At 74.2% G+C, this 23820-nt stretch carries 18 protein-coding genes; 14 read left to right on the top strand and 4 right to left on the bottom strand.

From position 1 onward, the window contains the following. Nucleotides 1-259 precede the first annotated feature (259 nt). A complete protein-coding gene (locus tag OG276_RS13855; RefSeq protein WP_266905330.1) occupies nt 260-1660 on the bottom strand; it encodes an SWIM zinc finger family protein in 1401 nt (466 codons plus the stop codon). Between the two features lie 135 nt (nt 1661-1795). Between OG276_RS13855 and OG276_RS13850 the strand changes: the two genes are divergently transcribed. The 5 genes from OG276_RS13850 to sucD all read left to right on the top strand — a co-directional run bounded on the left by OG276_RS13850 (nt 1796) and on the right by sucD (nt 9255). After that, complete coding sequence (locus tag OG276_RS13850; protein ID WP_266905328.1) at nt 1796-2902, top strand: AAA family ATPase; 1107 nt, start codon at nt 1796-1798, stop codon at nt 2900-2902. Next, on the top strand, nt 2899-5211 hold the full coding sequence (locus OG276_RS13845) for a DUF5682 family protein (RefSeq protein WP_266905326.1): 2313 nt from the start codon (nt 2899-2901) through the stop codon (nt 5209-5211). The genes OG276_RS13850 and OG276_RS13845 overlap by 4 nt, the downstream gene beginning before the upstream one ends. A 536-nt stretch (nt 5212-5747) precedes the next feature. Further along, nucleotides 5748-6857 carry a VWA domain-containing protein gene (locus OG276_RS13840; protein ID WP_266912796.1) on the top strand — a complete coding sequence of 370 codons (1110 nt, stop codon included), beginning with the start codon at nt 5748-5750 and terminating at the stop codon, nt 6855-6857. 307 nt (nt 6858-7164) lie between these two features. Continuing rightward, nucleotides 7165-8343, top strand: a complete 1179-nt coding sequence (sucC, locus tag OG276_RS13835; protein WP_266905324.1) for an ADP-forming succinate--CoA ligase subunit beta — start codon at nt 7165-7167, stop codon at nt 8341-8343. A gap of 21 nt (nt 8344-8364) precedes the next feature. After that, nucleotides 8365-9255, top strand: a complete 891-nt coding sequence (gene sucD / locus OG276_RS13830; RefSeq protein WP_250744076.1) for a succinate--CoA ligase subunit alpha — start codon at nt 8365-8367, stop codon at nt 9253-9255. A 144-nt stretch (nt 9256-9399) separates the two neighbouring features. On the opposite strand, the gene OG276_RS40810 is transcribed toward sucD, so the two are convergent. Next, complete coding sequence (locus tag OG276_RS40810; RefSeq protein ID WP_323182334.1) at nt 9400-11403, bottom strand: helix-turn-helix domain-containing protein; 2004 nt, start codon at nt 11401-11403, stop codon at nt 9400-9402. 119 nt (nt 11404-11522) lie between these two features. Between OG276_RS40810 and OG276_RS13820 the strand changes: the two genes are divergently transcribed. Continuing rightward, the gene (locus OG276_RS13820) at nt 11523-13292 is read left to right on the top strand and encodes a DUF6350 family protein (protein ID WP_266905322.1); all 1770 of its coding nucleotides are present in this window, start codon (nt 11523-11525) and stop codon (nt 13290-13292) included. 26 nt (nt 13293-13318) lie between these two features. Here OG276_RS13820 and OG276_RS13815 read toward each other — a convergent pair whose 3' ends face one another. After that, nucleotides 13319-14014: a hypothetical protein gene (locus OG276_RS13815; protein ID WP_266905320.1), complete on the bottom strand. Its 696-nt coding sequence runs from the start codon at nt 14012-14014 to the stop codon at nt 13319-13321. Nucleotides 14015-14276: 262 nt separating this feature from the next. Here OG276_RS13815 and purN point away from each other — a divergent pair, with 262 nt between their 5' ends. Both purN and purH read left to right on the top strand, forming a co-directional pair. Next, nucleotides 14277-14900: a phosphoribosylglycinamide formyltransferase gene (gene purN / locus OG276_RS13810; RefSeq protein WP_266905318.1), complete on the top strand. Its 624-nt coding sequence runs from the start codon at nt 14277-14279 to the stop codon at nt 14898-14900. A 32-nt stretch (nt 14901-14932) separates the two neighbouring features. Next, the gene (gene purH / locus OG276_RS13805) at nt 14933-16513 is read left to right on the top strand and encodes a bifunctional phosphoribosylaminoimidazolecarboxamide formyltransferase/IMP cyclohydrolase (protein ID WP_266905316.1); all 1581 of its coding nucleotides are present in this window, start codon (nt 14933-14935) and stop codon (nt 16511-16513) included. A 116-nt stretch (nt 16514-16629) separates the two neighbouring features. On the opposite strand, the gene OG276_RS13800 is transcribed toward purH, so the two are convergent. Continuing rightward, nucleotides 16630-17268 carry a hypothetical protein gene (locus OG276_RS13800; RefSeq protein WP_266905314.1) on the bottom strand — a complete coding sequence of 213 codons (639 nt, stop codon included), beginning with the start codon at nt 17266-17268 and terminating at the stop codon, nt 16630-16632. Nucleotides 17269-17656: 388 nt separating this feature from the next. Between OG276_RS13800 and OG276_RS13795 the strand changes: the two genes are divergently transcribed. From OG276_RS13795 to OG276_RS13770, 6 genes are all read left to right on the top strand, one after another. Continuing rightward, nucleotides 17657-18520, top strand: a complete 864-nt coding sequence (locus tag OG276_RS13795; RefSeq protein WP_254382492.1) for a bifunctional methylenetetrahydrofolate dehydrogenase/methenyltetrahydrofolate cyclohydrolase — start codon at nt 17657-17659, stop codon at nt 18518-18520. Next, on the top strand, nt 18510-19052 hold the full coding sequence (locus OG276_RS13790; protein ID WP_266905312.1) for a DUF3017 domain-containing protein: 543 nt from the start codon (nt 18510-18512) through the stop codon (nt 19050-19052). Before OG276_RS13795 ends, OG276_RS13790 begins: the two co-directional genes overlap by 11 nt. A 201-nt stretch (nt 19053-19253) precedes the next feature. Next, nucleotides 19254-20243 carry a malate dehydrogenase gene (locus tag OG276_RS13785; protein ID WP_266905310.1) on the top strand — a complete coding sequence of 330 codons (990 nt, stop codon included), beginning with the start codon at nt 19254-19256 and terminating at the stop codon, nt 20241-20243. A 135-nt stretch (nt 20244-20378) separates the two neighbouring features. Continuing rightward, on the top strand, nt 20379-22082 hold the full coding sequence (locus tag OG276_RS13780; RefSeq protein ID WP_266905308.1) for a hypothetical protein: 1704 nt from the start codon (nt 20379-20381) through the stop codon (nt 22080-22082). Beyond that, entirely contained in the window at nt 22072-22491 is a 420-nt protein-coding gene (locus OG276_RS13775) for a hypothetical protein (protein WP_266905306.1), read from the top strand. Before OG276_RS13780 ends, OG276_RS13775 begins: the two co-directional genes overlap by 11 nt. A 668-nt stretch (nt 22492-23159) precedes the next feature. Continuing rightward, nucleotides 23160-23810 (top strand): hypothetical protein, encoded by a 651-nt coding sequence (locus OG276_RS13770; protein WP_266905304.1) that lies wholly within the window; start codon nt 23160-23162, stop codon nt 23808-23810. Nucleotides 23811-23820: the final 10 nt, after the last annotated feature.

Genomic DNA, 23820 nt, shown 5'->3' with positions numbered 1-23820 from the left:
CGCCGCGGCCGTCGTGCCGGCCGTCGTTCTGGTCGTGGTCACCGGTTGCCCTCCCTCTTTCCCTCGTGTGCCGTGTGCGGGTGTCGTGCTCCGGTCCCGCCCCCTCCGCGGGACCGGAGCAGCTCGGTGTGTTTCCCTGTGCCGCACACGGCCGTACCTACGGCCTCAACTGGCGTGGTTGTCGTCCACGAAAGCCCCCCGGCTCACTCGTTTCGAATACGTCGGCGCCCCCGCGCCGCCGCTTTCCCCCTGCGCCCGCTCAGCCCAGCGCCACCGGCTCCGAGGAGTCCGGCTGCCAGGCCGTCAGCGGGGTGAATCCGCGGTGTCCGCATTCGCCGAACACCGTCAGCGGGCCGCCCCCCGAAAGTGCGGCCAGCTGCCACAGCCCGGCCGCGGGCCGGCTCCCGGCCCCGGTCAGGGGCACGGGCAGGGCGGACGTCCCCTCCGCGTCCGCCAATTGCCATGCCGTCGCGCCCTGTTGCTCTCCCTGTCGTCCTCCCTGTTGTCCCCCCGGTATCGGAACCACCGGCCCGAGCACCACCGGCCAGGACTCCAGCCAGGGGTCCTCGCGCAGTGCCGCGCCGTACGCCTCCAGTGCCGCGCCCGTGCTCACGCCGGTCGGTACGGTCCGGCACGGCGCGGCCGGCGCGAAGCTCTCCCCGAGATCCGCGCGCAGCCCCGCGGAGCCGGGCCGGAAGCGGGCTTCCGCCTCCAGCACCAGCCCGACGGGCAAGGCCAGCCCCGGCGGTCGCCCGGGCGGGCCGAAGTCCAGGACCAGGGCCGGCCGCCCGCTCGCCAGCCCGCGCAGCCATATCCGGCGGGTGGTGAGACGGCCGTCCGGTGACGCCGTGTCGTACTGGGCCAGCACGAGCCAGTGGTCCCGTACGGCCTCGCCGTCCGTCTGGGGCTGCAGTCCCAGACGGCTGCGGACCGTCGCGGCCAGCGGATCCGGCAGTGCGGAAACGCCGAGCCAGGCCCGGTCCAGCAGGTGCAGCAGCGCGGCCTCCTCCAGCATCCGGGCGGGCCAGCCGGTGCCGCAACTGGGTATCGTCCCCAACTCCCGCACCCGCGCCGCCAGTCCTGGTGCCTGGGCGTCGACCATCCGGGCGGCGGTCTCCTCCCAGGCCGCATAGCCCGCCTGTTCCTGACCGGCGAGGCCGCCGCGCACCAGGTCCGCGAGCCGCTGTTCCAGCTCGGTGACGCCCGTGCCGATCCGGGCCGCCCGCCGCTCGGCCCGCTTGCGCGCCCCTTCGGCGTCGGCCGGCACTGCCCGGCCGGAGCGCTCGGCGGCGGGGCGCGCGGCCTTCGCCGCCCGCTCCGCGAGCCACTCGCCCGCCCAGTCCGGAGCCGCGGCCGAGGTGCCGGCCGGGGCGTCGAGCCCCTCCGCGGCCCAGAGCAGCAGCAGGCCCAGCGCGTGCTTGCACGGGAACTTCCGGCTCGGGCAAGAGCACTTGTACGCCGGCCCGGACAGGTCGACGACCGTCCGGTACGGCTTGCTGCCGCTGCCCTTGCACAACCCCCACACCGCACCGGAAGCGGAACCTCCGGTCTGTGACCACGGCCCCGCCCCGCCGAGTCTGGCCCCCGCCTTGCGTGAGGCATCGTCAGGAGCCAGAGCCAGTACCTGTTCCGCTGTCCAGCGGACCCCCTGCTCAGTCATGTGTTCCACCGTAGAGACCCCCACTGACAATCGCCCTGACCTGCAACGACGCATCTCCCGGGGGTCGTTGTCAGTGGTCGGGTGCATCGTGGTTCCAGCAGTCGTCGAGCGGCTGCGGAGCATTGGAGGGGGACCATGGCCACGACCGGGAACGAGACCACCGCAGAGGCGCTGCGACCGCACGCCGAAGACGCCTTCGCACACGAACTGAAAGCCCTGGCGGCCGCCGACGACAGGCCCCGCCCGGCCCGCTGGAAACTCTCCCCGTGGGCCGTGGCGACGTACCTGCAGGGCGGCACGCTCGATGACGGCACCGTCATCACACCCAAGTACGTCGGCCCGCGCCGGATCGTCGAAGTCGCCGTCACCACCCTCGCCACCGACCGCGCGCTGCTGCTCCTCGGCGTGCCCGGCACCGCCAAGACCTGGGTGTCCGAGCACCTCGCCGCCGCCGTCAGCGGAGACTCCACCCTCCTCGTCCAGGGCACCGCCGGCACCCCGGAGGAGGCCATCCGCTACGGCTGGAACTACGCCCGCCTCCTCGCCGACGGCCCGAGCCGCGAAGCGCTCGTACCGAGCCCGGTCATGCGGGCCATGGCCGAGGGCATGACCGCCCGCGTCGAGGAGCTCACCCGGATCCCCGCCGACGTCCAGGACACCCTCATCACCGTCCTGTCCGAGAAGACGCTCCCGATACCGGAGCTCGGCCAGGAGGTGCAGGCCGTGCGCGGCTTCAACCTCATCGCCACCGCCAACGACCGCGACCGCGGGGTCAACGAGCTCTCCAGCGCGCTGCGCAGGCGCTTCAACACCGTCGTCCTGCCGCTGCCCGCCACCGCCGACGCCGAGGTCGACATCGTCGCCCGCCGCGTCGACCAGATGGGCCGCGCCCTGGACCTGCCCGCCGCCCCGGAGGGCCTGGAGGAGATCCGCCGCGTCGTCACCGTCTTCCGCGAGCTGCGCGGCGGAGTCACCGACGACGGGCGTACGAAGATCAAGTCGCCCAGCGGCACCCTGTCCACCGCCGAGGCCATCTCGGTGGTCACGGGTGGCCTCGCCCTTGCCGCGCACTTCGGGGACGGCGTCCTGCGCCCCTCCGACGTGGCCGCGGGGATCCTCGGGGCCGTCGTCCGGGACCCGGCAGCCGACCAGGTCGTCTGGCAGGAGTACCTGGAGGCCGTGGTCCGCGAGCGCGACGGCTGGAAGGACTTCTACCGGGCCTGCCGGGAGGTGACGGCATGAGCCCGGGGACGGCCGGCAAGGGCGCCACCGGCCCGCTGCTGCTCGGCGTACGGCACCACGGTCCCGGCTCGGCCCGTGCGGTGCGCGCGGCCCTGGACGCGGCGCGGCCGGCGGCGGTGCTGATCGAGGGGCCGCCGGAGGGGGACGCCCTGCTCCCGCTCGCCGCGGACCCCGGGATGCGGCCGCCCGTCGCCCTGCTCGCCCACGCGGCCGACGATCCGGGGCGGGCCGCGTTCTGGCCGCTGGCCGGCTTCTCCCCGGAATGGGCCGCCATCCGGTGGGCGCAGGAGCGGGAGGTGCCGGTCCGGTTCATCGACCTGCCGGCCGCGCACTCGCTGGCCGTGGGGGAGGGGGCGGGGGACCAGGAGGGCGAGGCGGACGGAGCGGCGCCCGGATCCGTACGGCTGGACCCGCTGGCCGTGCTGGCCGAGACCGCCGGGTACGAGGACCCCGAGCGGTGGTGGGAGGACGTGGTCGAGCACCGCGGCGGGGCCGGACCGGCCGCCGACCCGCTGGGCGTGTTCGAGGCGCTCGGGGAGGCCATGGGCGCCCTGCGCGAGGAGTACGGGGCGGGCGGCCACCACCGGGACCTGGTGCGCGAGGCGTACATGCGGCAGCGGATGCGGGCGGCGCGCCGGGAGTTCGCAGACGACTACGCCGTCGTCTGCGGGGCCTGGCACGTCCCGGCCCTGCGGGCGAAGACCACCGCGGCCGCGGACAAGGCGCTCCTGGCCGGGCTGCCCAAGGTCAAGGTGGAGACCACCTGGGTGCCCTGGACCCACCGGCGCCTCGCCCGGGCCGGAGGGTACGGCGCGGGCATCACCTCGCCCGGCTGGTACGCGCACCTCTTCGCGGCCCGGGACCGGCCCGTCGAGCGCTGGCTGACCAAGGTCGCGGGCCTGCTGCGCGAGGAGGACCGGCAGGTGTCCCCGGCCCACGTCATCGAGGCCGTCCGGCTCGCCGACACCCTGGCCGCGATGCGGGGCCGGCCGGTGCCGGGGCTGACCGAGACCCTGGAAGCGGTCCGGGCGGTGATGTGCGACGGCTCCGACATACCGCTCGCGCTGATCGAGGACCGGCTCGTCGTCGGGGACGTGCTCGGTGAAGTCCCCGACGCGGCGCCCGTCGTACCGCTCCAGCGCGACCTCACCCGGCAGCAGCGCTCGCTGCGGCTCAAGCCCGAGGCGCAGGACCGGGAGCTGGAGCTCGACCTGCGCAAGGACACCGACGCGGCCAAGTCCCTGCTGCTGCACCGGCTGCGGCTGCTCGGCATCGACTGGGGTGTTCCGTCGGCCTCCCGCGGGAGCACGGGCACCTTCCGCGAGACCTGGCGCCTGCGCTGGGAGCCGGAGCTCGCGGTGCGGGTGGCCGAAGCCGGCATCTGGGGGACCACCGTCCTGGGGGCGGCCACCGCCAGGGCCGAGGCCGACGCGGCGGGCGCCGGGGAGCTGGGCGAGGTCACCGCCCTGGCGGAGCGGTGCCTGCTGGCCGGGCTCTCCGGGGCACTGCCCGCCGTACTGCGGGCCCTCGCCGACCGGGCCGCGCTGGACACCGATGTGGCGGGCCTGGCCAAGGCGCTGCCCGCGCTGGCCCGTTCGCTGCGGTACGGGGACGTACGCGGCACCGACGCGACGGCACTGGGGACGGTGGCGGCCGGGCTCGCGGAGCGGATATGCGTGGCGCTGCCGCCCGCCTGTGCGGCCGGGCTGGACGCCGACGCGGCCCAGGAGCTGCGGGGGCACGTGGACGGCGTACACGGTGCGATCGGGCTGCTGGAGGCGCTGGACACGGACGGCCTGCGGGAGCGCTGGGCGGCGGTGCTGCGGACGCTGGCCGGGCGGGACACCGTCCCCGGGCTGATACGCGGGCGGGCGGCGCGGCTGCTGCTCGACGACGGGCGGCTGTCCCCCGAGGAGACCGCGCGGCTGATGGGGCTCTCGCTGTCCCCGGCGTGCGCGCCGGCCGACGCGGCGGGCTGGATCGAGGGGTTCGCGGGCGGGGGCTCCGGCGGCGGGACGCTGCTGGTGCACGACGAGCGGCTGCTGGCGCTGATCGACGGCTGGCTGGTGTCGGTGCCGGAGCGGGCGTTCGTGGATGTACTGCCGCTGCTGCGGAGGACCTTCGGCGGGTACGAGTCGGGGGTTCGGCGGAGTCTGGGGGAGTTGGTGCGGCGGGGGCCGGGCGGGGCGGGCGGCTCCGTGCGGGGATCCGGGGCGGCGCCGGCCGGCTTCGGTCCGGAGCTGGACCCTGTCCGGGCCGACGCGGTGGTGGAGCTGGTCCAGCTGCTGCTGGCCGGGGCGCGGGGGTGAGGGGGCCCCTGGCGGGGCCGGGGGTGCGGTGGCCGGGGCCGGCGCGGGCCCGGCGCGGGCGGGTTGCGGTGGCCGCTGCGCGGGGCGGAGTCCCCGACCCGCCCTTCCACCGTTCCCCGGGCTCCGCCCGGACCCGTTGCCGCGTGCGGCGCCGTTGCCGGGGGCCAGCCCCCGGACCCCCGCTCCTCAAACGCCGGAGGGGCTGGATTTGGGCCGGCGTCGGTCATCTCAGCCGTCCGGCGTTTGAGGACCGGGGCCTGGGGCGGAGCCCCAGGGTCTTTCCGGCTCCGGGCAGCGCCCGGGGAACGGTGGAAGGGCGGGTAGGGGACTTTGCCCCGCGCAGCGGCAACGGGCGCAGCGGGGCTTCCCCCGCGTGGCGGTAGGGGTCGCAGCGGGGACTTCGTGCCGGGGAGCGGCGCCGGTCGGGCGGGGCGGGTGGTGGTGGTCGGTGGTGCTTCGGATGGCTTCGGGAGTGAGGGGTGGGACAGGTGGCCGGTGTGGACGTGAGTGGTGGGGAGCGGTTGCGGCGGTGGCGGATGGTGCTCGGTGGGGGAGAGGGGGAGGGGACCGGGGTGGCGCTGAGCGGGGCGGACGCGGGGATGGATGCCGCGTTGGGGGCCCTGTACGGGAGTGACGGCAGCGGGGGACGCAAGCGGGCCGGCGAGCGGTCGGCCGGGCTCGGGGGGTCCGCGCCCAACGTGGCGCGCTGGCTCGGGGACATCCGGACGTACTTCCCCACCTCCGTGGTGCAGGTCATGCAGCGGGACGCGATCCAGCGGCTCGGGCTGTCCGCCCTGCTGCTGGAGCCCGAGATGCTGGAGGCGGTGGAGCCGGACGTGCACCTCGTCGGCACCCTGCTCTCGCTCAACAAGGCCATGCCCGAGACCACCCGGGAGACCGCGCGCGCCGTCGTCCGCAAGGTGGTCCAGGATCTGGAGAAGCGGCTCGCGAGCCGGACGCGGGCCACGCTGACGGGCGCGCTCGACCGGTCCGCGCGGATCAGCCGGCCGCGGCACGCGGACATCGACTGGGACCGGACCATCCGGGCGAACCTGAAGAACTATCTGCCCGAGTACCGGACCGTCGTTCCCGAGCGGCTGATCGGGTACGGCCGGGCCGCGCGGGCGGTGAAGAAGGAGGTCGTGCTGTGCATCGACCAGTCCGGTTCGATGGCGGCCTCCGTCGTGTACGCCTCCGTCTTCGGGGCGGTGCTGGCCTCGATGCGTTCGATCGCGACCCGGCTGGTCGTCTTCGACACCGCCGTCGTGGACCTGACCGACCAGCTCGACGATCCCGTCGACGTGCTCTTCGGGACCCAGCTCGGCGGGGGCACCGACATCAACCGCGCGCTCGCCTACTGCCAGTCGAAGATCACCCGCCCCGCCGACACCGTCGTCGTCCTCATCAGCGATCTCTATGAGGGCGGCATACGCGACGAGATGCTGAAGCGGGTCGCGGCGATGAAGGCGTCGGGGGTGGAGTTCGTGACGCTGCTCGCGCTGTCCGACGAGGGCGCGCCCGCCTACGACCGGGACCACGCCGCCGCCCTCGCCGCACTCGGCGCCCCGGCCTTCGCCTGCACCCCCGACCTGTTCCCGGAGGTGATGGCCGCGGCGCTGGAGAAGCGGCCCCTGCCCGTCCCGTGAGCCGTCCGGCACCGCCGCGCGGGGACCCGTAGGGGAGCCCTCGCGGCGGGCGGGCATCGGCAGATCACACGAAGATGCAGTTCAACCGTGAGGCGATCTGTGACAGGTATCACCGCTCAGGTGTGATCTGCGATTTAGGGACCTACGTCCCACGGGGATAACCTGCGGGACGGACATGCCGCGTCCACGGTCACCGTGTGCGCCTTCCTTGTGACAGCGCCGTCACGTTGCCCTCCGCGGCACGCCCACGCAGATAGCAGACAACCGCGAATCACTGCGAATCTTTGAAGACAAGGGACGGACGCGCGTGGACCTGTTCGAGTACCAGGCGAGGGACCTCTTCGCCAAGCACGGTGTACCGGTGCTGGCCGGTGAAGTGATCGACACGCCTGAGGCAGCGCGAGCGGCCACCGAGCGGCTGGGCGGCAAGTCGGTCGTCAAGGCGCAGGTGAAGGTCGGCGGCCGAGGCAAGGCAGGCGGCGTCAAGCTCGCCGCCACCCCGGACGAGGCCGTCGCCCGGGCGACGGACATCCTCGGGATGGACATCAAGGGCCACACGGTCCACAAGGTGATGATCGCCGAGACGGCTCCGGAGATCCTGGAGGAGTACTACGTCTCGTACCTCCTCGACCGCACCAACCGCACCTTCCTGGCCATGGCCTCGGTCGCGGGCGGCATGGACATCGAGCAGGTCGCCGAGGAGACCCCGGAGAAGCTCGCCAAGGTCCCGGTGAACGCCAACGAGGGCGTGACCATCGAGAAGGCCCGCGAGATCGTCGCGCTGGCGCAGTTCCCGGCCGAGGTCGCCGAGAAGGTCGCCGAGGTCCTCGTGACCCTGTGGGCGACCTTCATCGCCGAGGACGCGCTCCTCGTCGAGGTCAACCCGCTCGCGAAGGTCGCCAACGGCGACGTCATCGCGCTCGACGGCAAGGTCTCGCTCGACGAGAACGCCGAGTTCCGCCAGCCGGGCCACGAGGAGTTCGTGGACCACGCTGCCGCGAACCCGCTCGAGGCCGCCGCCAAGGCGAAGAACCTCAACTACGTGAAGCTCGACGGCGAGGTCGGCATCATCGGCAACGGCGCGGGTCTCGTCATGAGCACCCTCGACGTCGTCGCGTACGCCGGCGAGAACCACGGCGGCGTCAAGCCCGCCAACTTCCTGGACATCGGCGGTGGCGCCTCCGCCGCCGTCATGGCCAACGGTCTCGAGATCATCCTCGGCGACCCGGACGTCAAGTCCGTCTTCGTCAACGTCTTCGGTGGCATCACCGCGTGTGACGAGGTCGCCAACGGCATCGTCCAGGCGCTGCAGCTGCTCGAGGACAAGGGCGAGGCGGTCACCAAGCCGCTGGTCGTCCGTCTCGACGGCAACAACGCCGAGCTGGGTCGCAAGATCCTCTCGGACGCCAACCACCCGCTGGTTCAGCGCGTGGACACCATGGACGGCGCGGCCGACAAGGCCGCCGAGCTCGCGGCTGCGAAGTAAGGGCAGAGGTCACAGACTCACATGGCTATCTTCCTCAACAAGGACAGCAAGGTCATCGTCCAGGGCATGACCGGTGCCACGGGCATGAAGCACACCAAGCTGATGCTGGCTGACGGCACCAACATCGTCGGCGGCGTGAACCCGCGCAAGGCCGGCACCACCGTCGACTTCGACGGCACGGAGGTCCCGGTCTTCGGCTCCGTCGCCGAGGCGATGGAGAAGACGGGCGCCAACGTCTCCGTCCTCTTCGTCCCGCCGGCGTTCGCGAAGTCCGCGGTCGTCGAGGCGATCGACGCCGAGATCCCGCTGGCCGTCGTCATCACCGAGGGCATCGCGGTGCACGACTCCGCCGCCTTCTGGTCGTACGCCTCCAGCAAGGGCAACAAGACGCGGATCATCGGCCCGAACTGCCCGGGTCTGATCACCCCCGGCCAGTCCAACGCCGGCATCATCCCGGGCGACATCACCAAGCCCGGCCGCATCGGTCTCGTGTCCAAGTCGGGCACGCTGACCTACCAGATGATGTACGAGCTCCGTGACATCGGCTTCTCCTCCGCCGTCGGCATCGGTGGCGACCCGGTCATCGGCACCACGCACATCGACGCCCTGGAGGCGTTCGAGGCGGACCCCGACACCGACCTGATCGTCATGATCGGCGAGATCGGCGGCGACGCCGAGGAGCGTGCGGCGGACTTCATCGCGAAGAACGTCACCAAGCCGGTCGTCGGCTACGTCGCGGGCTTCACCGCCCCCGAGGGCAAGACCATGGGTCACGCCGGCGCGATCGTCTCCGGCTCTTCCGGCACCGCACAGGCCAAGAAGGAAGCCCTGGAGGCCGCGGGCGTCAAGGTCGGCAAGACGCCGACCGAGACCGCGAAGCTGGCGCGCGAGATCCTGAACGCCGCTCAGTAAGCAGCCGCCTTCAGCCGGTTTCGGCTGTACGTGCAGACGGGCGTGGCCCGCACCCTGTGAGGGGTGCGGGCCACGCCCGTTTCCGCGCCGTGCCCGTTTCCGCGCCACGCCCGTTTCCGTACGCGACGAACGCCGGCCGTACGGCTATTCGAGGCTCGGCGCGATCCGGGACGGGCCGGCTGCCGGATCGGACCGCAGCTTGTCGTGGAGCTGCCGGCCCTCGTCCGTGAGCTGCTGCGGGCCGCTGTGCGGGGGTACGCCCGACACGCTCGCGCCGGGGGCGCGCGGAGGCTCGTACTCGGTCGGGGCGGTCACCCAGGTGTAGGCCGTCGCCGCGGTGATGACCGCCGTCACCCCGATCACCGCCCGCGTCCACAGCCGGGTGCGGTGCTCGCCGGCCACCCGTACGACGGCTGCCGCGCGCGGCTCCAGCGGGAGGGGCGGCCTCAGCGTGCCGAGCCGCTCGCGCAGTACCGCGGACTGCTTGGCGGGCGCCACGCCGTCCAGTTCGGGGAGCTGGTCGGCGAGGTCAGCGTGCGCGTTGACCAGGCGGCTGCCGGCGGTCGGCGTGGACGCCTCGGTCTCGGCGGCGGTGTCGGGGAGGTCCAGCCCGACGCCGTCGTAGAGCAGCACGGTGCGGCGGTGGGCCGGGGGCAGCCCGAGCATCGCGTCCAGCAGGACGCGGTCCGCGGGGTCGGCCGGGGGCTCGTCGGGGTCCCGGTGGGAACGCCGGAACTGGTGCCAGGGGGAGAGCGCGTACTCGTACGTCGCCGCGCGCACCCACCCGACCGGATCGGGATCGGTGGCGACCTCGGGCCAGCGCTCCCACGCCTGCTGGAAGGCGCGCTCCACGGCCTCACAAGCGAGGGCGTGGCGGCCGGTGAGGAGGTAGGCCTGGCGGGTCAGGGCGGGGGCGGTGCGCTCGTAGAGGGCGTCGAAGGCGGAGGTTGGCGTCGGGGCGTCCTCGCCGGGGGCGCCCTCGGCGGTGTCCTCGGGGGCGGTACGGGCCTCCACGGCCGGGCCGCCCGCCCGCGCGGTGTCTCCCTCGGGGTTCGCCGGCCGCCCGGTGTCCGCGCCGGCCGGCGCGGAGTCGGGAGCGGGGTCCGCCCCGGTGGTGTTCGTCCGGGTGGCGGCTTCGGCGTCCGGTCCGGCGGGGTTCCCCGTGCCCGCCCCGGCGGCCTTCCCGGAGCCCGGCCCGGAGTCCGCTCCGGCGCCTGAGCCGGTGTCAGGGGCCGTTCCCGTACCGGCGCCCGGGTGGAGGGGGCTGCCGGGACGGAGGGCTGCGGAGCCGCCTCCGCCGTGGCCGCCGCCCAGGGCGGCTGCGGCCCTGACCGTGGGCTTGGGCTCGTGCCGGGGCGTCCCGGCGGGGGGCTTCGCGGCGCGCTTGACGGCGGCCTTGGGCCGGGTCTGCGTCCCGGCGGGCCGGGTGAGTCCGCGCATCATGCGCAGCCCGAAGCGGCTCTCGGGGGCCTCTGGGGCTTCGGAGGCTGACGCCCCGTCTGCGTCCGCGGCAGCGGCGCCGGTTGCCGCCCCGGCGTGCTCCGTGTCGCTGTCGAGCGGGCTCCAGGGCGCGGTCTCCTGGGCTGACGCCGCGTCCGTGTCCGCCCGGGCGGGGCCGGTTGCGGCGGCCGCGCCGAAGGCGGCCGCGCCGGCCTGCGGTGTGCTGGCACGCGATGCGCCGGCCTCCGGTGCGTCCGCCCGCGGTGTCGCGGCGTCGTTGGCCCGGGCGGGCCGGGTGGGCGTGCCGGCGGAGGCGGCCGCCGCCGCCCCGGCCGACGCGCCCCGGTCCCGCGCGGAGCCGGTGGAAGAGCCGCCGTCGGGCCCGTCCGCCCGGTCCCGGCGCGCTGCGGCGGACCCCGCGGCCGGGCAGTCCGGGGAGGCCGAGCCGTCGGTCCGCGCGGTGGGGCCCGAGGGGGCGGAGTCGGCGGACTCGGCGGATTCGTCCGCGGACAGGCGGGTCAGGAGCTTGGAGTAGGCCTCCAGCTTGCGGCCCCGGGGGTGGGTGCGGCCGGTCTCCCAGGACCGGACCGTGTTCGGGGTGACACCCACTGCCGCCGCGACCTCTTCGTGCGTCAGGTCGGCCGCTTCGCGCAGGCGTCGGCGTTCCTTCGGGGTGGGGAGGCCCAGCTCCGTGACGCTTTGTGTCATGCCACACTCCCCGCGACCCGGACGCCCTGAGCGAAAAAGTACATAAACGTATATTGAGCGACACCACGGTCATTCGCCTGTTACCCGCCCATAGCGCGTGTCGTTGGCACCATGGCGGGGTGACCCAAGTGACCGAACGCGGGACCTCGTTGCCCATGCCCCCCGGGGCCCCCGCACGGCGCCGTTCACCGGCGGCCGCCGCGTGTGTCGTGGGTGGCGCCGTCGCCGCAGTGCTGGGGCTCGGCTTCCTCGCCGTGCTCGTCATCGTGCTGTGGATCAGCTCCCCCTACCCCGACAGCGGCCCCGGCGGTGCCCTGCACCTCGCGGCGGGCCTCTGGCTGCTCGCCCACGGGACCGACCTCGTCCGCTACGAGACCCTCTCCGGCGTGCCCGCCCCCGTCGGCCTGACCCCCTTGCTCCTCGTGGCCCTGCCCGCTCTGCTCATCCGGCGCGCCGCCCGGATCGGCAGCGCCGCGCAGGAGGACCGGGGCGCGGAGCCGCTGCCCGCGGGCGTGGTGTTCGCCGCCGTGCTCTGCGGCTACCTCGGGGTCGGCGCCCTGGCCGTCGTGTACGCCGCCGCCGGGCCGATGCCCGCGGACCCGCTCAGCGCGGCCCGGCACCTCCCGGTCGTCGCCGCCCTCGCCGCCGCCGGCGGGGTCTGGGAGGCCCGGGGCAGGCCGCTCGGGCAGGTGCCCGGCCGGCTCACCCGGCCCCGCTACGCCCTCGCGCTGCGGGCCGGCGCCGGTGGGGCACTGGTGCTCCTCGGCGGCGGAGCCCTGCTGGTCGGGGCCTCGCTGGCCTGGCACGGGGCGGAGGTGCAGGGCTCCTTCGCGGCGCTGACCGGGGACTGGTCTGGCCGCTTCGCGGTGCTGCTGCTCGCCCTCGTGCTGATCCCGAACGCCGTCGTCTGGGGCGCCGCCTACGCCCTTGGTCCCGGTTTCGCGCTGGGCACCGGAGCCGCCGCGACCCCGCTCGGCTTCGGCGGCTCGCCCGCGCTGCCGGGTTTCCCGCTGCTCGCGGCGCTGCCTTCGCAGGGCTCCGGCACGCCGCTGACCTGGGCCGTCGGCGCGGTGCCGGTGGTGGCCGGGCTGGCGGTGGGCTGGTTCGCGGTACGCCGGGCACGCGACGTCTCGTACGGGGAGACCGCGCTCACGGCGGCGCTGGGCGCCCTGGTGTGCGCCCTGGTGACGGCGGCCCTCGCCGCGGCTTCGGCGGGGCCGCTCGGCTCCCGGGAGCTGGCCGCCTTCGGCCCCGTGTGGTGGCAGGCGGGCGGGGCGGCCCTGGGCTGGACCCTGCTCCTCGCGGTCCCGCTGGCCGTCACCGTGCACGCCTGGCGGAACCGGCCCGCGAAGGGCCTGGCCGGCGCCGGCTCCGAGGACGGCTGGCACGACAGCGGCGTGCGCGAGGTGCGCTGGGCGGCCCTGCGCCGTGCGGCGGGCACGCTGATCCCGGACTTCTCCAGCACCCCGGCCGAGGGTGACGGGCCGCCCCCGGCCCGGGCTCCGGAGGAAGCGCCCCGGCCGGTGTCCGCACCACCGAAGCGTCCGGTGCTGGTCATGCCCGGCCTCAAGCTGGACCTGACCCCGATCCCGCTCCCCGCGCTGCCGGCGGAGCCGCCACCGGCGATCGCGGGGGCGCCCACGCCCGTGCCGACGCCCATGTCCGCGCCCATGCCCGCGCCCGCATCCGAGCCACAGCCCGGGGCCCTCGTACCGGCAGGATCGTCTCTTCCGGCGCCCTTGCCCCCGCCCCCGCTCGTCCCGCCGGCGACCGGGGTCCGCGTACTGACCCGCCGGAAGCCGGCAGCGGAACCGGAACGGGAACCCGAACCGGAGAAGGGCCCGGGGCAGGCCGAACGGCCCGAACCGGAGGCCGCCCGGATCGATTGACTAGCCGGCGACAGGCAATCGACCGGTTACCGCTGGACCTCGAGCATCTTGCCGATGAAGTTGTCCGGCAGCAGGTCGTTGCACTGCAGCTCGGCCGGCTTGGTGAGGGCGTCCTGCTTGCAGACGTAGAAGTCCTTGTACGTGAGCTGCACCGCGTACGAGGACAGCGCCAGCAGGATCGCCAGCGAAGCCGTCACCAGCCCGCTCGCCGCCGCCGTCCGCTGGGGCCGGGCGGCGGCACCCAGCGCCGCCAGTCCGCCCCGGGCCGCACCGGGAGCCGCGCCGGCGCCCGTATCCGTACCGGCGCCCCTGCCCGTTCCCGTACCCACGTCCGCCGCCGTGGCGCCCGTGCCGCGCGAGCCGCCCGACGAGGCCTGCGCCCCGTCCCCGGACGGCTTCACCGGGACCCCGCGCAGGGCGCTGATCCCCCAGTAGAGGGCGAGCGCGCCCAGCAGCAGCCCCATCGAGGGGATGCCGAAGACTCCGAAGAAGAAGCCCCACATACCGGCCAGCAGCGCGTACCGGGCCCGCCGCTGGATCGGGTCCGTGGGGTCCCAGCGCGCCGGTCCCGATCCGGGATCCGCGCCCGGTCCCGACCCGGGGTTCTGCTTGTCGCCGCCGTCACCGGCGCGCGGCTCCCAGAGCTGGTCGGGCCGGCCTTCCGGGGGCGCCGCGAAGGGGTTGTCGTCGGTCGAGCGGTCGGGCTGGGGGCGGTCCGGCATCGGGTGTGTTTCATCCCCTGTGTCGTGGACGCCGCTGGGACGTCCGAGGCCTGTTTACGGCGTGTACGCCAGACGCTACCGCCCACCCGTCCCCCCGTCCCTCGGGGGCCGTCCGGTGTGCCGGTATCGTTGCAGGCGGTCGGTGGCTTCGTATGGTCCCCCGTATCCCCGGGGCCCGAAGTTTCATGCGATCGCACAAGACGAACGACGCGCCCCCGGTTCACGCCGGGAGGCGCCCCCGCTCGACGAGAAAGGGCCTCCCATGGCCGCCTCCCGCCTGGTCGTGCTGGTCTCCGGATCCGGCACCAACCTCCAGGCCCTGCTCGACGCCATCGACGCCCACCCCGGCGGACCCGAGGGCTTCGGCGCCGAAGTCGTCGCCGTGGGAGCCGACCGCGAGAACATCGCCGGCTTGGAGCGCGCGGAGAAGGCCGGGATCCCCACCTTCGTGTGCCCGGTCAAGGCGTACGCGAGCCGTGCGGAGTGGGACGCCGCCCTGACCGCGGCCACCGACGCGCACGCGCCGGACCTGGTGGTCTCGGCGGGGTTCATGAAGATCGTCGGGCCCGAGTTCATCGGCCGCTTCGGCGGCCGGTTCGTCAACACGCACCCCGCCCTCCTCCCGGCGTTCCCCGGCGCCCACGGCGTACGGGACGCCCTCGCCTACGGCGCGAAGGTCACCGGCTGCACCGTCCACTTCGTGGACGCGGGCGTGGACACCGGTCCGATCATCGCCCAGGGTGTGGTCGAGGTCAGGGACGAAGAGGACGAAGCCGCTCTCCATGAGCGGATCAAGGAAGTCGAGCGCGAGCTGCTCGTCGACGTCGTGGGGCGCCTGGCCCGGCACGGCTACCGCATCGAGGGACGAAAGGTAACAATCCAGTGACCGCCGCAGAGGCCGCAGGGACCGTAGAGACCGTGACCGCAGAGGGCGAGGACCTCGCCGCGTCGAAGCGCCCGATCCGGCGCGCGCTCATCAGCGTCTACGACAAGACGGGACTGGAAGAGCTGGCCCGCGGTCTGCACGAGGCGGGTGTCGCGCTCGTCTCGACCGGCTCCACCGCGTCGAAGATCGCCGCCGCCGGGGTGCCCGTCACCAAGGTCGAGGACTTGACCGGCTTCCCGGAGTGCCTGGACGGCCGGGTCAAGACCCTGCACCCGCGCGTGCACGCCGGCATCCTCGCCGACCTGCGCCTGGAGGACCACCGCAACCAGCTCGCGGAGCTGGGCGTCGAGCCCTTCGACCTGGTGATCGTCAACCTCTACCCCTTCCTCGCGACCGTCCAGTCGGGCGCGACCCCGGACGAGTGCGTGGAGCAGATCGACATCGGCGGCCCCTCGATGGTCCGCGCCGCCGCCAAGAACCACCCCTCGGTGGCCGTGGTCACCAGCCCGGCGCGCTACGACGCCGTGCTCGCGGCCGCCCAGGGCGGCGGTTTCGACCTCCCCGCCCGCAAGCGGCTCGCGGCCGAGGCCTTCCAGCACACCGCCGCGTACGACGTGGCCGTGGCCTCCTGGTTCACGAACGCGTACGCGCCCGAGCCGGAAGCCGTACTGCCCGAGTTCCTGGCCGGCGCCTGGGAGCGCAAGTCCACCCTGCGCTACGGCGAGAACCCGCACCAGGCCGCCGCGCTGTACACGGACGGGCAGCCGGGCGGGCTCGCCAACGCCGAGCAGCTGCACGGCAAGGAGATGTCCTACAACAACTACGTGGACACCGACGCGGCCCGCCGCGCCGCCTACGACCACGAAGAGCCCTGCGTCGCGATCATCAAGCACGCCAACCCGTGCGGCATCGCGGTGGGCAAGGACGTCGCCGAGGCCCACCGCAAGGCGCACGCCTGCGACCCGGTCTCCGCCTTCGGCGGGGTCATCGCCGTCAACCGCCCGGTGAGCGTCGAGCTCGCCGAGCAGGTCGCGGAGATCTTCACCGAGGTCATCGTCGCCCCCGACTTCGAGCCGGGCGCCGTCGAGGTCCTGGCGAAGAAGAAGAACATCCGCGTCCTGAAGGTCGAGGGCACCCCGCACCAGCCGGCCGAGCTCAAGCCCGTCTCCGGCGGCGTGCTGCTCCAGCAGAGCGACCTCGTCCAGGCCGAGGGCGACGACCCGGCGAACTGGACGCTGGCCACCGGCGAGGCCCTCTCCGCCGACGAGCTCGCCGACCTCGCCTTCGCGTGGAAGGCCTGCCGCGCCGTGAAGTCCAACGCCATCCTGCTCGCCAAGGACGGCGCCTCGGTCGGCGTCGGCATGGGCCAGGTCAACCGCGTCGACTCCGCGAAGCTGGCCGTCGAGCGGGCGGGCGCCGAGCGCGCGCAGGGCTCGTACGCCGCCTCCGACGCCTTCTTCCCCTTCGCGGACGGGCTGGAGATCCTGACGGCCGCCGGCATCAAGGCCGTGGTCCAGCCGGGCGGTTCGATGCGCGACGAGCTGGTGATCGAGGCCGCGAAGGCGGCGGGCGTGACGATGTACCTCACGGGGACCCGTCACTTCTTCCACTGAGTCCGGCGCTCACCCGCAGACGGCGAAGGCCGCCCACCGCAGCAGTGCGGTGGGCGGCCTTCGCCGTGTCATGCGTCCGGGACCTGGGGCCTGGTCCTGCGTACGAGTGCCGCGTCCTAGTACTGGGGGCGGCGGAAGTATTCGCCCGCGGCCGAGTTGGCCAGGCCGATGAGGATCCACAGGCCCAGGCCGAGCGAGATCAGGGCGGGGATCGTCGAGATCAGGAGCGGGGCGCCGCCGGACTCGTGGAGGCCGTTGAGCGTCACGATGTTGATGACCAGGCTGCCGACGGCGAAGAGGGTCTGGAGCGAGCCGAAGATGATCCCGGAGACCCGTACGCCGCCGCGGCCCTTGCTCAGCTTGGCGGCGGTCAGGATCGGCCACAGGGCCAGGCCGACGACGAAGATGCCGCCGATGACGAACGCGCCGCCGGCGACGGCCCCCACGTCGCTCGCGCTGGAGCTGGACGACTCGGACAGCGCGGTGGCGAAGAGTGCGCCGCCGACGGCGATGAGCAGGCCGAGCAGGGCCTGGAGTCCACCGAGGATGAAGAGGATGACCCGCGCCCCCTTCACCCCGCCGGGCATGGGCATCGGCGAGCCCGGGTAGCCGGGGACGCCCGGGTAAGCCTGCTGCGGGTAGCCGTAGCCGCCCTGGGCAGGGACGCCCTGGGGGGCCTGCGGGGGGTAGCCGTAGGCGGGCTGGCCGCCCTGCGGCTGCTGCGCGTACGGGTTGTTCGGGTCGCCGAAGCTCATCTGGGGTGTTCCTCCGTGGAAGTGCGGGGACGCACGGCACGCGCGGAGGATTCACTGCAAGTCGTGCGGCCCGCCCCCCGGCACTGCTCGCGGCACTACGTTCCCCGCATGGTCGTCCCGCAGGACCGGGCTTGTCCAGCCGCGACGTCGCTCGCCCGGTACTTGTTGTGCAAGTGCAACGAACCCACAGCGAACCCGGAACGAATCCGAGCGAACCCGGAACGAACCCGGAACGAACCTGGGCGAACCCGGAACACACCCGGAACCATCCCCGAGCGCACCCCGGGCGCACCTCGAGCGGCCCCCGAGCGGACCCGGGCAGGCCGTGCGGGACTGCGGCCGGATCCGCGACTGGATCCTTGACCGCTCCATCCGGGAGGATGGGGCCATGACCGCCCAGATTCTCGACGGCAAGGCCACCGCAGCCGCGATCAAGTCCGAACTGACCGCCCGCGTGGCGGCGCTCAAGGCCCGGGGCATCACCCCCGGCCTCGGCACCCTGCTGGTCGGCGACGACCCGGGCAGCCGCTGGTACGTCAACGGCAAGCACAAGGACTGCGCCGAGGTCGGCATCGCCTCCCTGCAGCGCGAACTGCCCGCGACGGCCTCCCAGGAGGACATCGAGGAGGTCGTGCGGGAGCTGAACGCCAACCCGGAGTGCACCGGCTACATCGTGCAGCTCCCGCTCCCCAAGGGCATCGACACCAACCGCGTCCTGGAGCTCATGGACCCGGCGAAGGACGCCGACGGCCTGCACCCGATGTCGCTCGGCAGGCTGGTCCTGAACGAGCCGGGCCCGCTGCCGTGCACCCCGTACGGCATCGTCCAGCTGCTGCGCCACCACGGCGTGGAGATCAACGGCGCGCACGTGGTCGTCCTCGGCCGCGGGATCACCGTCGGCCGGTCCATCGGCCTGCTGCTCACCCGCAAGTCCGAGAACGCGACCGTCACCCTGTGCCACACCGGTACGCGCGACCTGTCCGGACTGCTGCGCCAGGCGGACATCGTCGTCGCGGCCGCCGGCGTGCCGCACCTGGTCAAGCCGGAGGACGTGAAGCCGGGCGCCGCCGTGCTCGACGTCGGCGTCAGCCGCGACGAGAACGGCAAGATCGTCGGGGACGTGCACCCCGGAGTCGCGGACGTGGCCGGCTGGATCTCCCCGAACCCGGGCGGCGTCGGCCCGATGACCCGCGCGCAGCTGCTCGTCAACGTGGTCGAAGCCGCCGAGCGGGCGGTTCCCCGTGCCGGCTGAGCGCGAGCCGGACCCCGCCGCGGCCCCCGAGCCCGCTCCCGCCCCGGCCGCCGCGGCCCCGCGCCCGGTTCCGAGCTGGGCCGCGAAGGGCACGGGCGGCGGCGGGCGGACCCCACGGCCCGCGGCCGCCCAGGAGCCCGAGGGGGCCAAGTCCCGCCGCTTCCCCTCCGTCACCCGGGACACCGCGCGTCCCGAGGGCGGTGGCCGGGCCGCGCCCGGCGACGCTCCGGCTCCGGCCCGGCAGTGGCCGATGCTCGCCGTCCTCACCGCCACGGCCGGCGGACTGCTGCTCACCGCGATGGACCATCCGCGCGCCGGCTGCCTGCTGATCGGCATCGCGATGCTCGCGGGCTCGGTGATGCGCCGACTGCTGCCCTCCGTGGGCATGCTCGCGGTGCGCTCCCGCTTCACGGACATGGTCACGTACGGCCTGCTGGGCGTGGCGATCACGCTGCTCGCACTGGTCATCGAGCCCAAGCCGTGGCTGAACGTCCCCTTCCTGGAGACCGCGGTCCGTTTCACCGTCCGCTGAGCCTTCCGGCGCCCCCGGGACGCCCCCGGGGGAGGCCCCGTGTGCCCTGCGCCACACGGGGCGGGGGATTGGGGTGCTCCAGGGTCGGATAGCCTGACGGCGGATGTCTCTTCACGTCAAGATTTACTGGGCCACGGAGCGGCGTCCTCCCAGCACATGGGGCAGGGACGCCCCACCGCCAGCTGTCTAACGGAGAAGGCCATGACCCGCACTCCCGTGAATGTCACCGTCACCGGCGCCGCCGGCCAGATCGGCTACGCGCTGCTCTTCCGCATCGCCTCCGGCCACCTGCTCGGCGCGGACGTGCCGGTCAAGCTCCGACTTCTGGAGATCCCTCAGGGCATGAAGGCCGCCGAGGGCACCGCCATGGAGCTCGACGACTGCGCCTTCCCGCTGCTCGCCGGCATCGACATCTTCGACGACCCGAACAAGGGCTTCGAGGGTGCCAACGTCGCGCTGCTGGTCGGCGCCCGCCCGCGCACCAAGGGCATGGAGCGCGGTGACCTGCTCTCCGCCAACGGCGGCATCTTCAAGCCGCAGGGCGCCGCGATCAACGCGAACGCCGCGGACGACATCAAGGTCCTGGTCGTGGGCAACCCGGCCAACACCAACGCGCTCATCGCGCAGGCCGCCGCCCCGGACGTACCGGCCGAGCGCTTCACCGCGATGACCCGCCTGGACCACAACCGCGCGATCTCGCAGCTGGCCGCCAAGACCGGCGCCGCCGTCTCCGACATCAAGCGCCTGACCATCTGGGGCAACCACTCGGCGACCCAGTACCCGGACATCTTCCACGCGGAGATCGCCGGCAAGAACGCCGCCGAGCTGGTCAACGACCAGGCCTGGCTGTCCGACACGTTCATCCCGACCGTCGCCAAGCGCGGCGCGGCGATCATCGAGGCCCGCGGCGCGTCCTCGGCCGCCTCGGCCGCCAACGCCGCCATCGACCACGTGCACACGTGGGTCAACGGCACCGCGGCGGGCGACTGGACCTCCATGGGCATCCCGTCGGACGGCTCCTACGGCGTCCCGGAGGGCATCATCTCCTCCTTCCCGGTCACCACCAAGGACGGCCGCTACGAGATCGTCCAGGGCCTGGACATCAACGAGTTCTCCCGTGCGCGCATCGACGCGTCCGTGGCGGAGCTCGTCGAGGAGCGCGACGCGGTGCGCGAGCTCGGCCTGATCTGATCGTTCTCGTACGGCCCGGCCGCGCAGGCCCCCGTACGAGCGGTACGAACACCCATGCGCCCCGGCCAAACCTGGCCGGGGCGTTTGGCGTGAATCTTTCTGTCGCGGCATGGAGGGGAACCCTAGGGTCGGTCGGTGACCGAGAACCCGATTCCCCATCAGCCCGGCGGCAGTTGGGCCGGTACCTCCGCGGGCCGGCCCCCGGTCCACCCCTCCCTCAGCGAGGCCGGCCGCTTCCTGTGTGCGGGTACGTACCTCGACGCTGGGTACCGCGACCGGGTCATCGACGAGCTGTACGTCCACGAGGAACGGATCGTCGCCCCTTCCTACGGCTACGACGCCTCCCGGGTCCTCGCCCACGCGCTGCGCGCCCGCCGCGCCGAACTCGGCTGGGCTGCCGGCGTCCTCGGGGCCTGGTTCGTGGGCGCCCTGCTCACGGGCGGCTTCCTCCTCGCGCTGGTCCCGCCCTTCCTGCTGCTGAGCCTGGCCGACTGGCTGCGCGCCCGGAACGTCCCGGTGCTGCGGGTGCTCTCCGTGATCCTGCGGATCTACGCCTGGTGGGCACTGCTCTTCGTCCTGTTCGCCCTCGGCATCGGCGGGTTCGCGCTGTTCAGCCTCCTGGACGAGACGGGAGCCGGCGGCCTGCCGTTCGCCCCGACGGGCGGGGAGGTCGCGGCCACCGCCGTCCTGTGGTGGCTGCCGGTCGTCTTCGCCGGTGTGGTCACCGTCGTGGGGCTCCAGCGCGGACACGTCTACCGCACCATCGCCACCGACCTCGCCGAGCGCCGCTACGCCGACCTCGCGAACGACCCGGCCGAAGCCGGCGAAGGGGCCCGCTTCCAGCGGGTCCGCCAGCGCATCCGGGCCGAGCAGCACACGCCGATGATCATGTACGACGTCAACGACCCGTTCTGCGGGGCGGGTGAACCCTTCCGGCCCTGGCACCTGTCCGTGGAACTGCGCGCGCGCGAGGACCTCGGCCCCGACCGCAAGCCCGTCGCGGTCACCAACGCCCACATCCTGGCGCGGATCGTGCCGCTGCTGGAACGCCTGCGGGTGCCCTCCCCGCACGGTTCCCCGGAGCAGTCCGCCGCGGTGGGCGACCGGATGCGCGAACTGGTCCTGGACGAGTGCGTGTTCCTGCCCGCGGGCGGGCTGCCGCACCGGGACACCGCACAGGTCGTGCACGGGCAGTTCGGCGAGCAGCGCGCCGCCGCCATCGAGGAGGGCGGCGAGCGCCGCCGGCACTTCCTGCGCGTGCGGGTGGGCGGCTGGGACGAGAACCTCGTCGTCACCGTCTTCGTACGGGTCCACACGCAGGGCGGGATGATGATGCTGGAAGTCGCCCCGCACGTGCTGCTGCCGGTGCGGACCGACTTCCACAACGCCGACGCGGACGCCCAGCGCTACCGCAACAACAACGCGCTCGGCAAGGCCGTCTGGGCCCTGCGCAACACCCCCGGCTCCCTCGCGGCCTCCGTGACCACGCTGGGCCGCGGCCTGGCGAGCTGGTGGCGGATCGTCACCGGCGGGCACGGCGGGGCCCGGCCCGAGGGGCCGCGGGTGTCGGTGCGCGACCTGGCCTCCGAGGACAACGGCTCGCTCTTCCACCTGATGGACCTCGACCGCTTCCTGAAGACCATCCAGGACCGGGTCGTCGGGGGCGTCGTCCTCGCGCTGCACGAAGCGGGCTGGCACACGGAGGAGTTCGCGCAGCGCGCGGTCAACGTCGCCGAGGGCGGGGTGTTCATCCAGTCGGTGAACCACAGCGCCTTCAGCGTCGGCGGCAGCAACAACACCAACAGCACGAAGGGCAAGGGGAACACCGGTGGCAACTGAGAACGGCGGTACGGATACGGGTACGGGTACGGGTGCTGCCGGCGCGGCCGGGCAGGAGCCCGCGGTCCGCATCGGCGAGGTCACGGGCAGCGCGTTCAGCATCGGCGGCAGCAACAACACCAACACCGTGCACCACGGGGGAGCCGGGGCGGACACCGTCGGGCCGCAGGCCCTCCTCGACGCCGTACTGGACCTGCGCGCGGCCCTCGTACGACTGCCGCGGGGCGAGGACAGGGCGGCGCTCGACGCCGAGCTGGACGGGGTCGCGGAGGGGCTGGAAGGGGCCGAGGAGATCCGGCCCGGCCTGGTGCCGCGGCTCCGCGGGGCCCTGGAGCGGTGGGCTCCGCTGGTGGACTCGGTCAGCGCCGCGACTGCCCTGGCCGGGCTCCTGACCACGCTGGGAGGCTGACCGTGGCCCCGCAGGACGGCCCCCGCTGGGACCCCGCGACCCAACGCTGGGTGACCGACCCCCAGCCGACCCCACCCCCGGGCCACTCCGCGCCGACCCCACCCCCGGGCCACTCCGCGCCGACCCCACCCCCGGGCCACTCCGCGCCGCCTCCGGCTCCGGGCTACGACCCGATCCCCGCGCCGCCTCCGGCGCCCGCTTCCGGACCGGGGCCCGCGCCCGCGCCGCCTCCGGAGCCGGGCCAGGCGCCGGGCCACGCTCCGGCGCCGGGTCACGCTCCGGCCTCGGGACAGGCTCCGGCGCCGGGTCACGCTCCGGCCTCGGGACAGGCTCCGGCGCCGGGCCACGCTCCGGCGCCGGGACACGCTCCCGGACCGGCATCCGGCTCCGCACCGGCTGCGGCCCCTGCCCCGGGTTACGACCCGGCTCCGGGCGTGGCTCCAGGCCCGGAGCCCGCTCCGGGCCACCACCCGGCCCCGGCCCCGGGCCCGGCCCCTGCTTCGGGGGCCGGAGCGGCCGGGTACGGCCCGGGGGCGTCGCAGGACCCGTACCTGTACCCCTACCCGTCGTATCCGCACCCGCAGCCCGGACAGCCGGTGTACCCCGCGCCGCCCCGGCCCCCGCGGAGCGGGAGGCGGTGGCCGACGCCGACCACGGCGGCCGTAGCGGTGGCCGCGCTGGCGATCGGTGCGGCGGCCGTGTGGTTCGTGGCGCGGGACTCCGGCGAGCAGCCCGCGCAGGCGGGCCCGACGACCGCCAGTGCCCCGCCGAGCGGGGAGGACTCCTCCCCGGCCCCCTCGGTCACGGAGGCCCGCACCCCGTCGCCGACGGGCAGCGGCAGCGGCAGCGGCAGCCCCACCCCCAGCCCGAGCGGTAGCGACTCCGCCCACGAGACCGTGCGCGACGCGAAGGGGTTCACCGTCGCCGTCCCCGCCGGGTGGCTCCGGGAGGAAGCCGCCGCGGGGGTCTTCTACCGCTCTCCCGACCGCACCGCACTGGTCCAGATCTTCCAGGTGAGCGAGCCCGAACTGACCCCGCTCGCGGCCGTCCAGGGCGCCTCCACCTACCTGCGGGCCCAGACCACGGGCTACGAGGAGATCCGCGTGGGCCCAGCCGTGGGCGCCCCCGAGGGCGGGGAGCTGGTCTACGAGTACGACAGCGCGGAGTCACACGGCCGCCGCCGCGGCGTGGAGCGGGTCTTCGTCGCCGGGGACGGCAAGAAGTGGGCCGTCCTGACGGCCGGTCCGGCGGCCGAGTGGACGCTCACGCAGGAGCACCACGAGGCCGCGCTGACCGCCTTCCGGCCCACGGGCGGCTGAGCCGCGCGCA

It is taken from the genome of Streptomyces sp. NBC_00086 (genome assembly GCF_026343255.1).
GTDB lineage: Bacteria > Actinomycetota > Actinomycetes > Streptomycetales > Streptomycetaceae > Streptomyces.
This window is presented reverse-complemented; position numbering and strand designations above follow the sequence as displayed.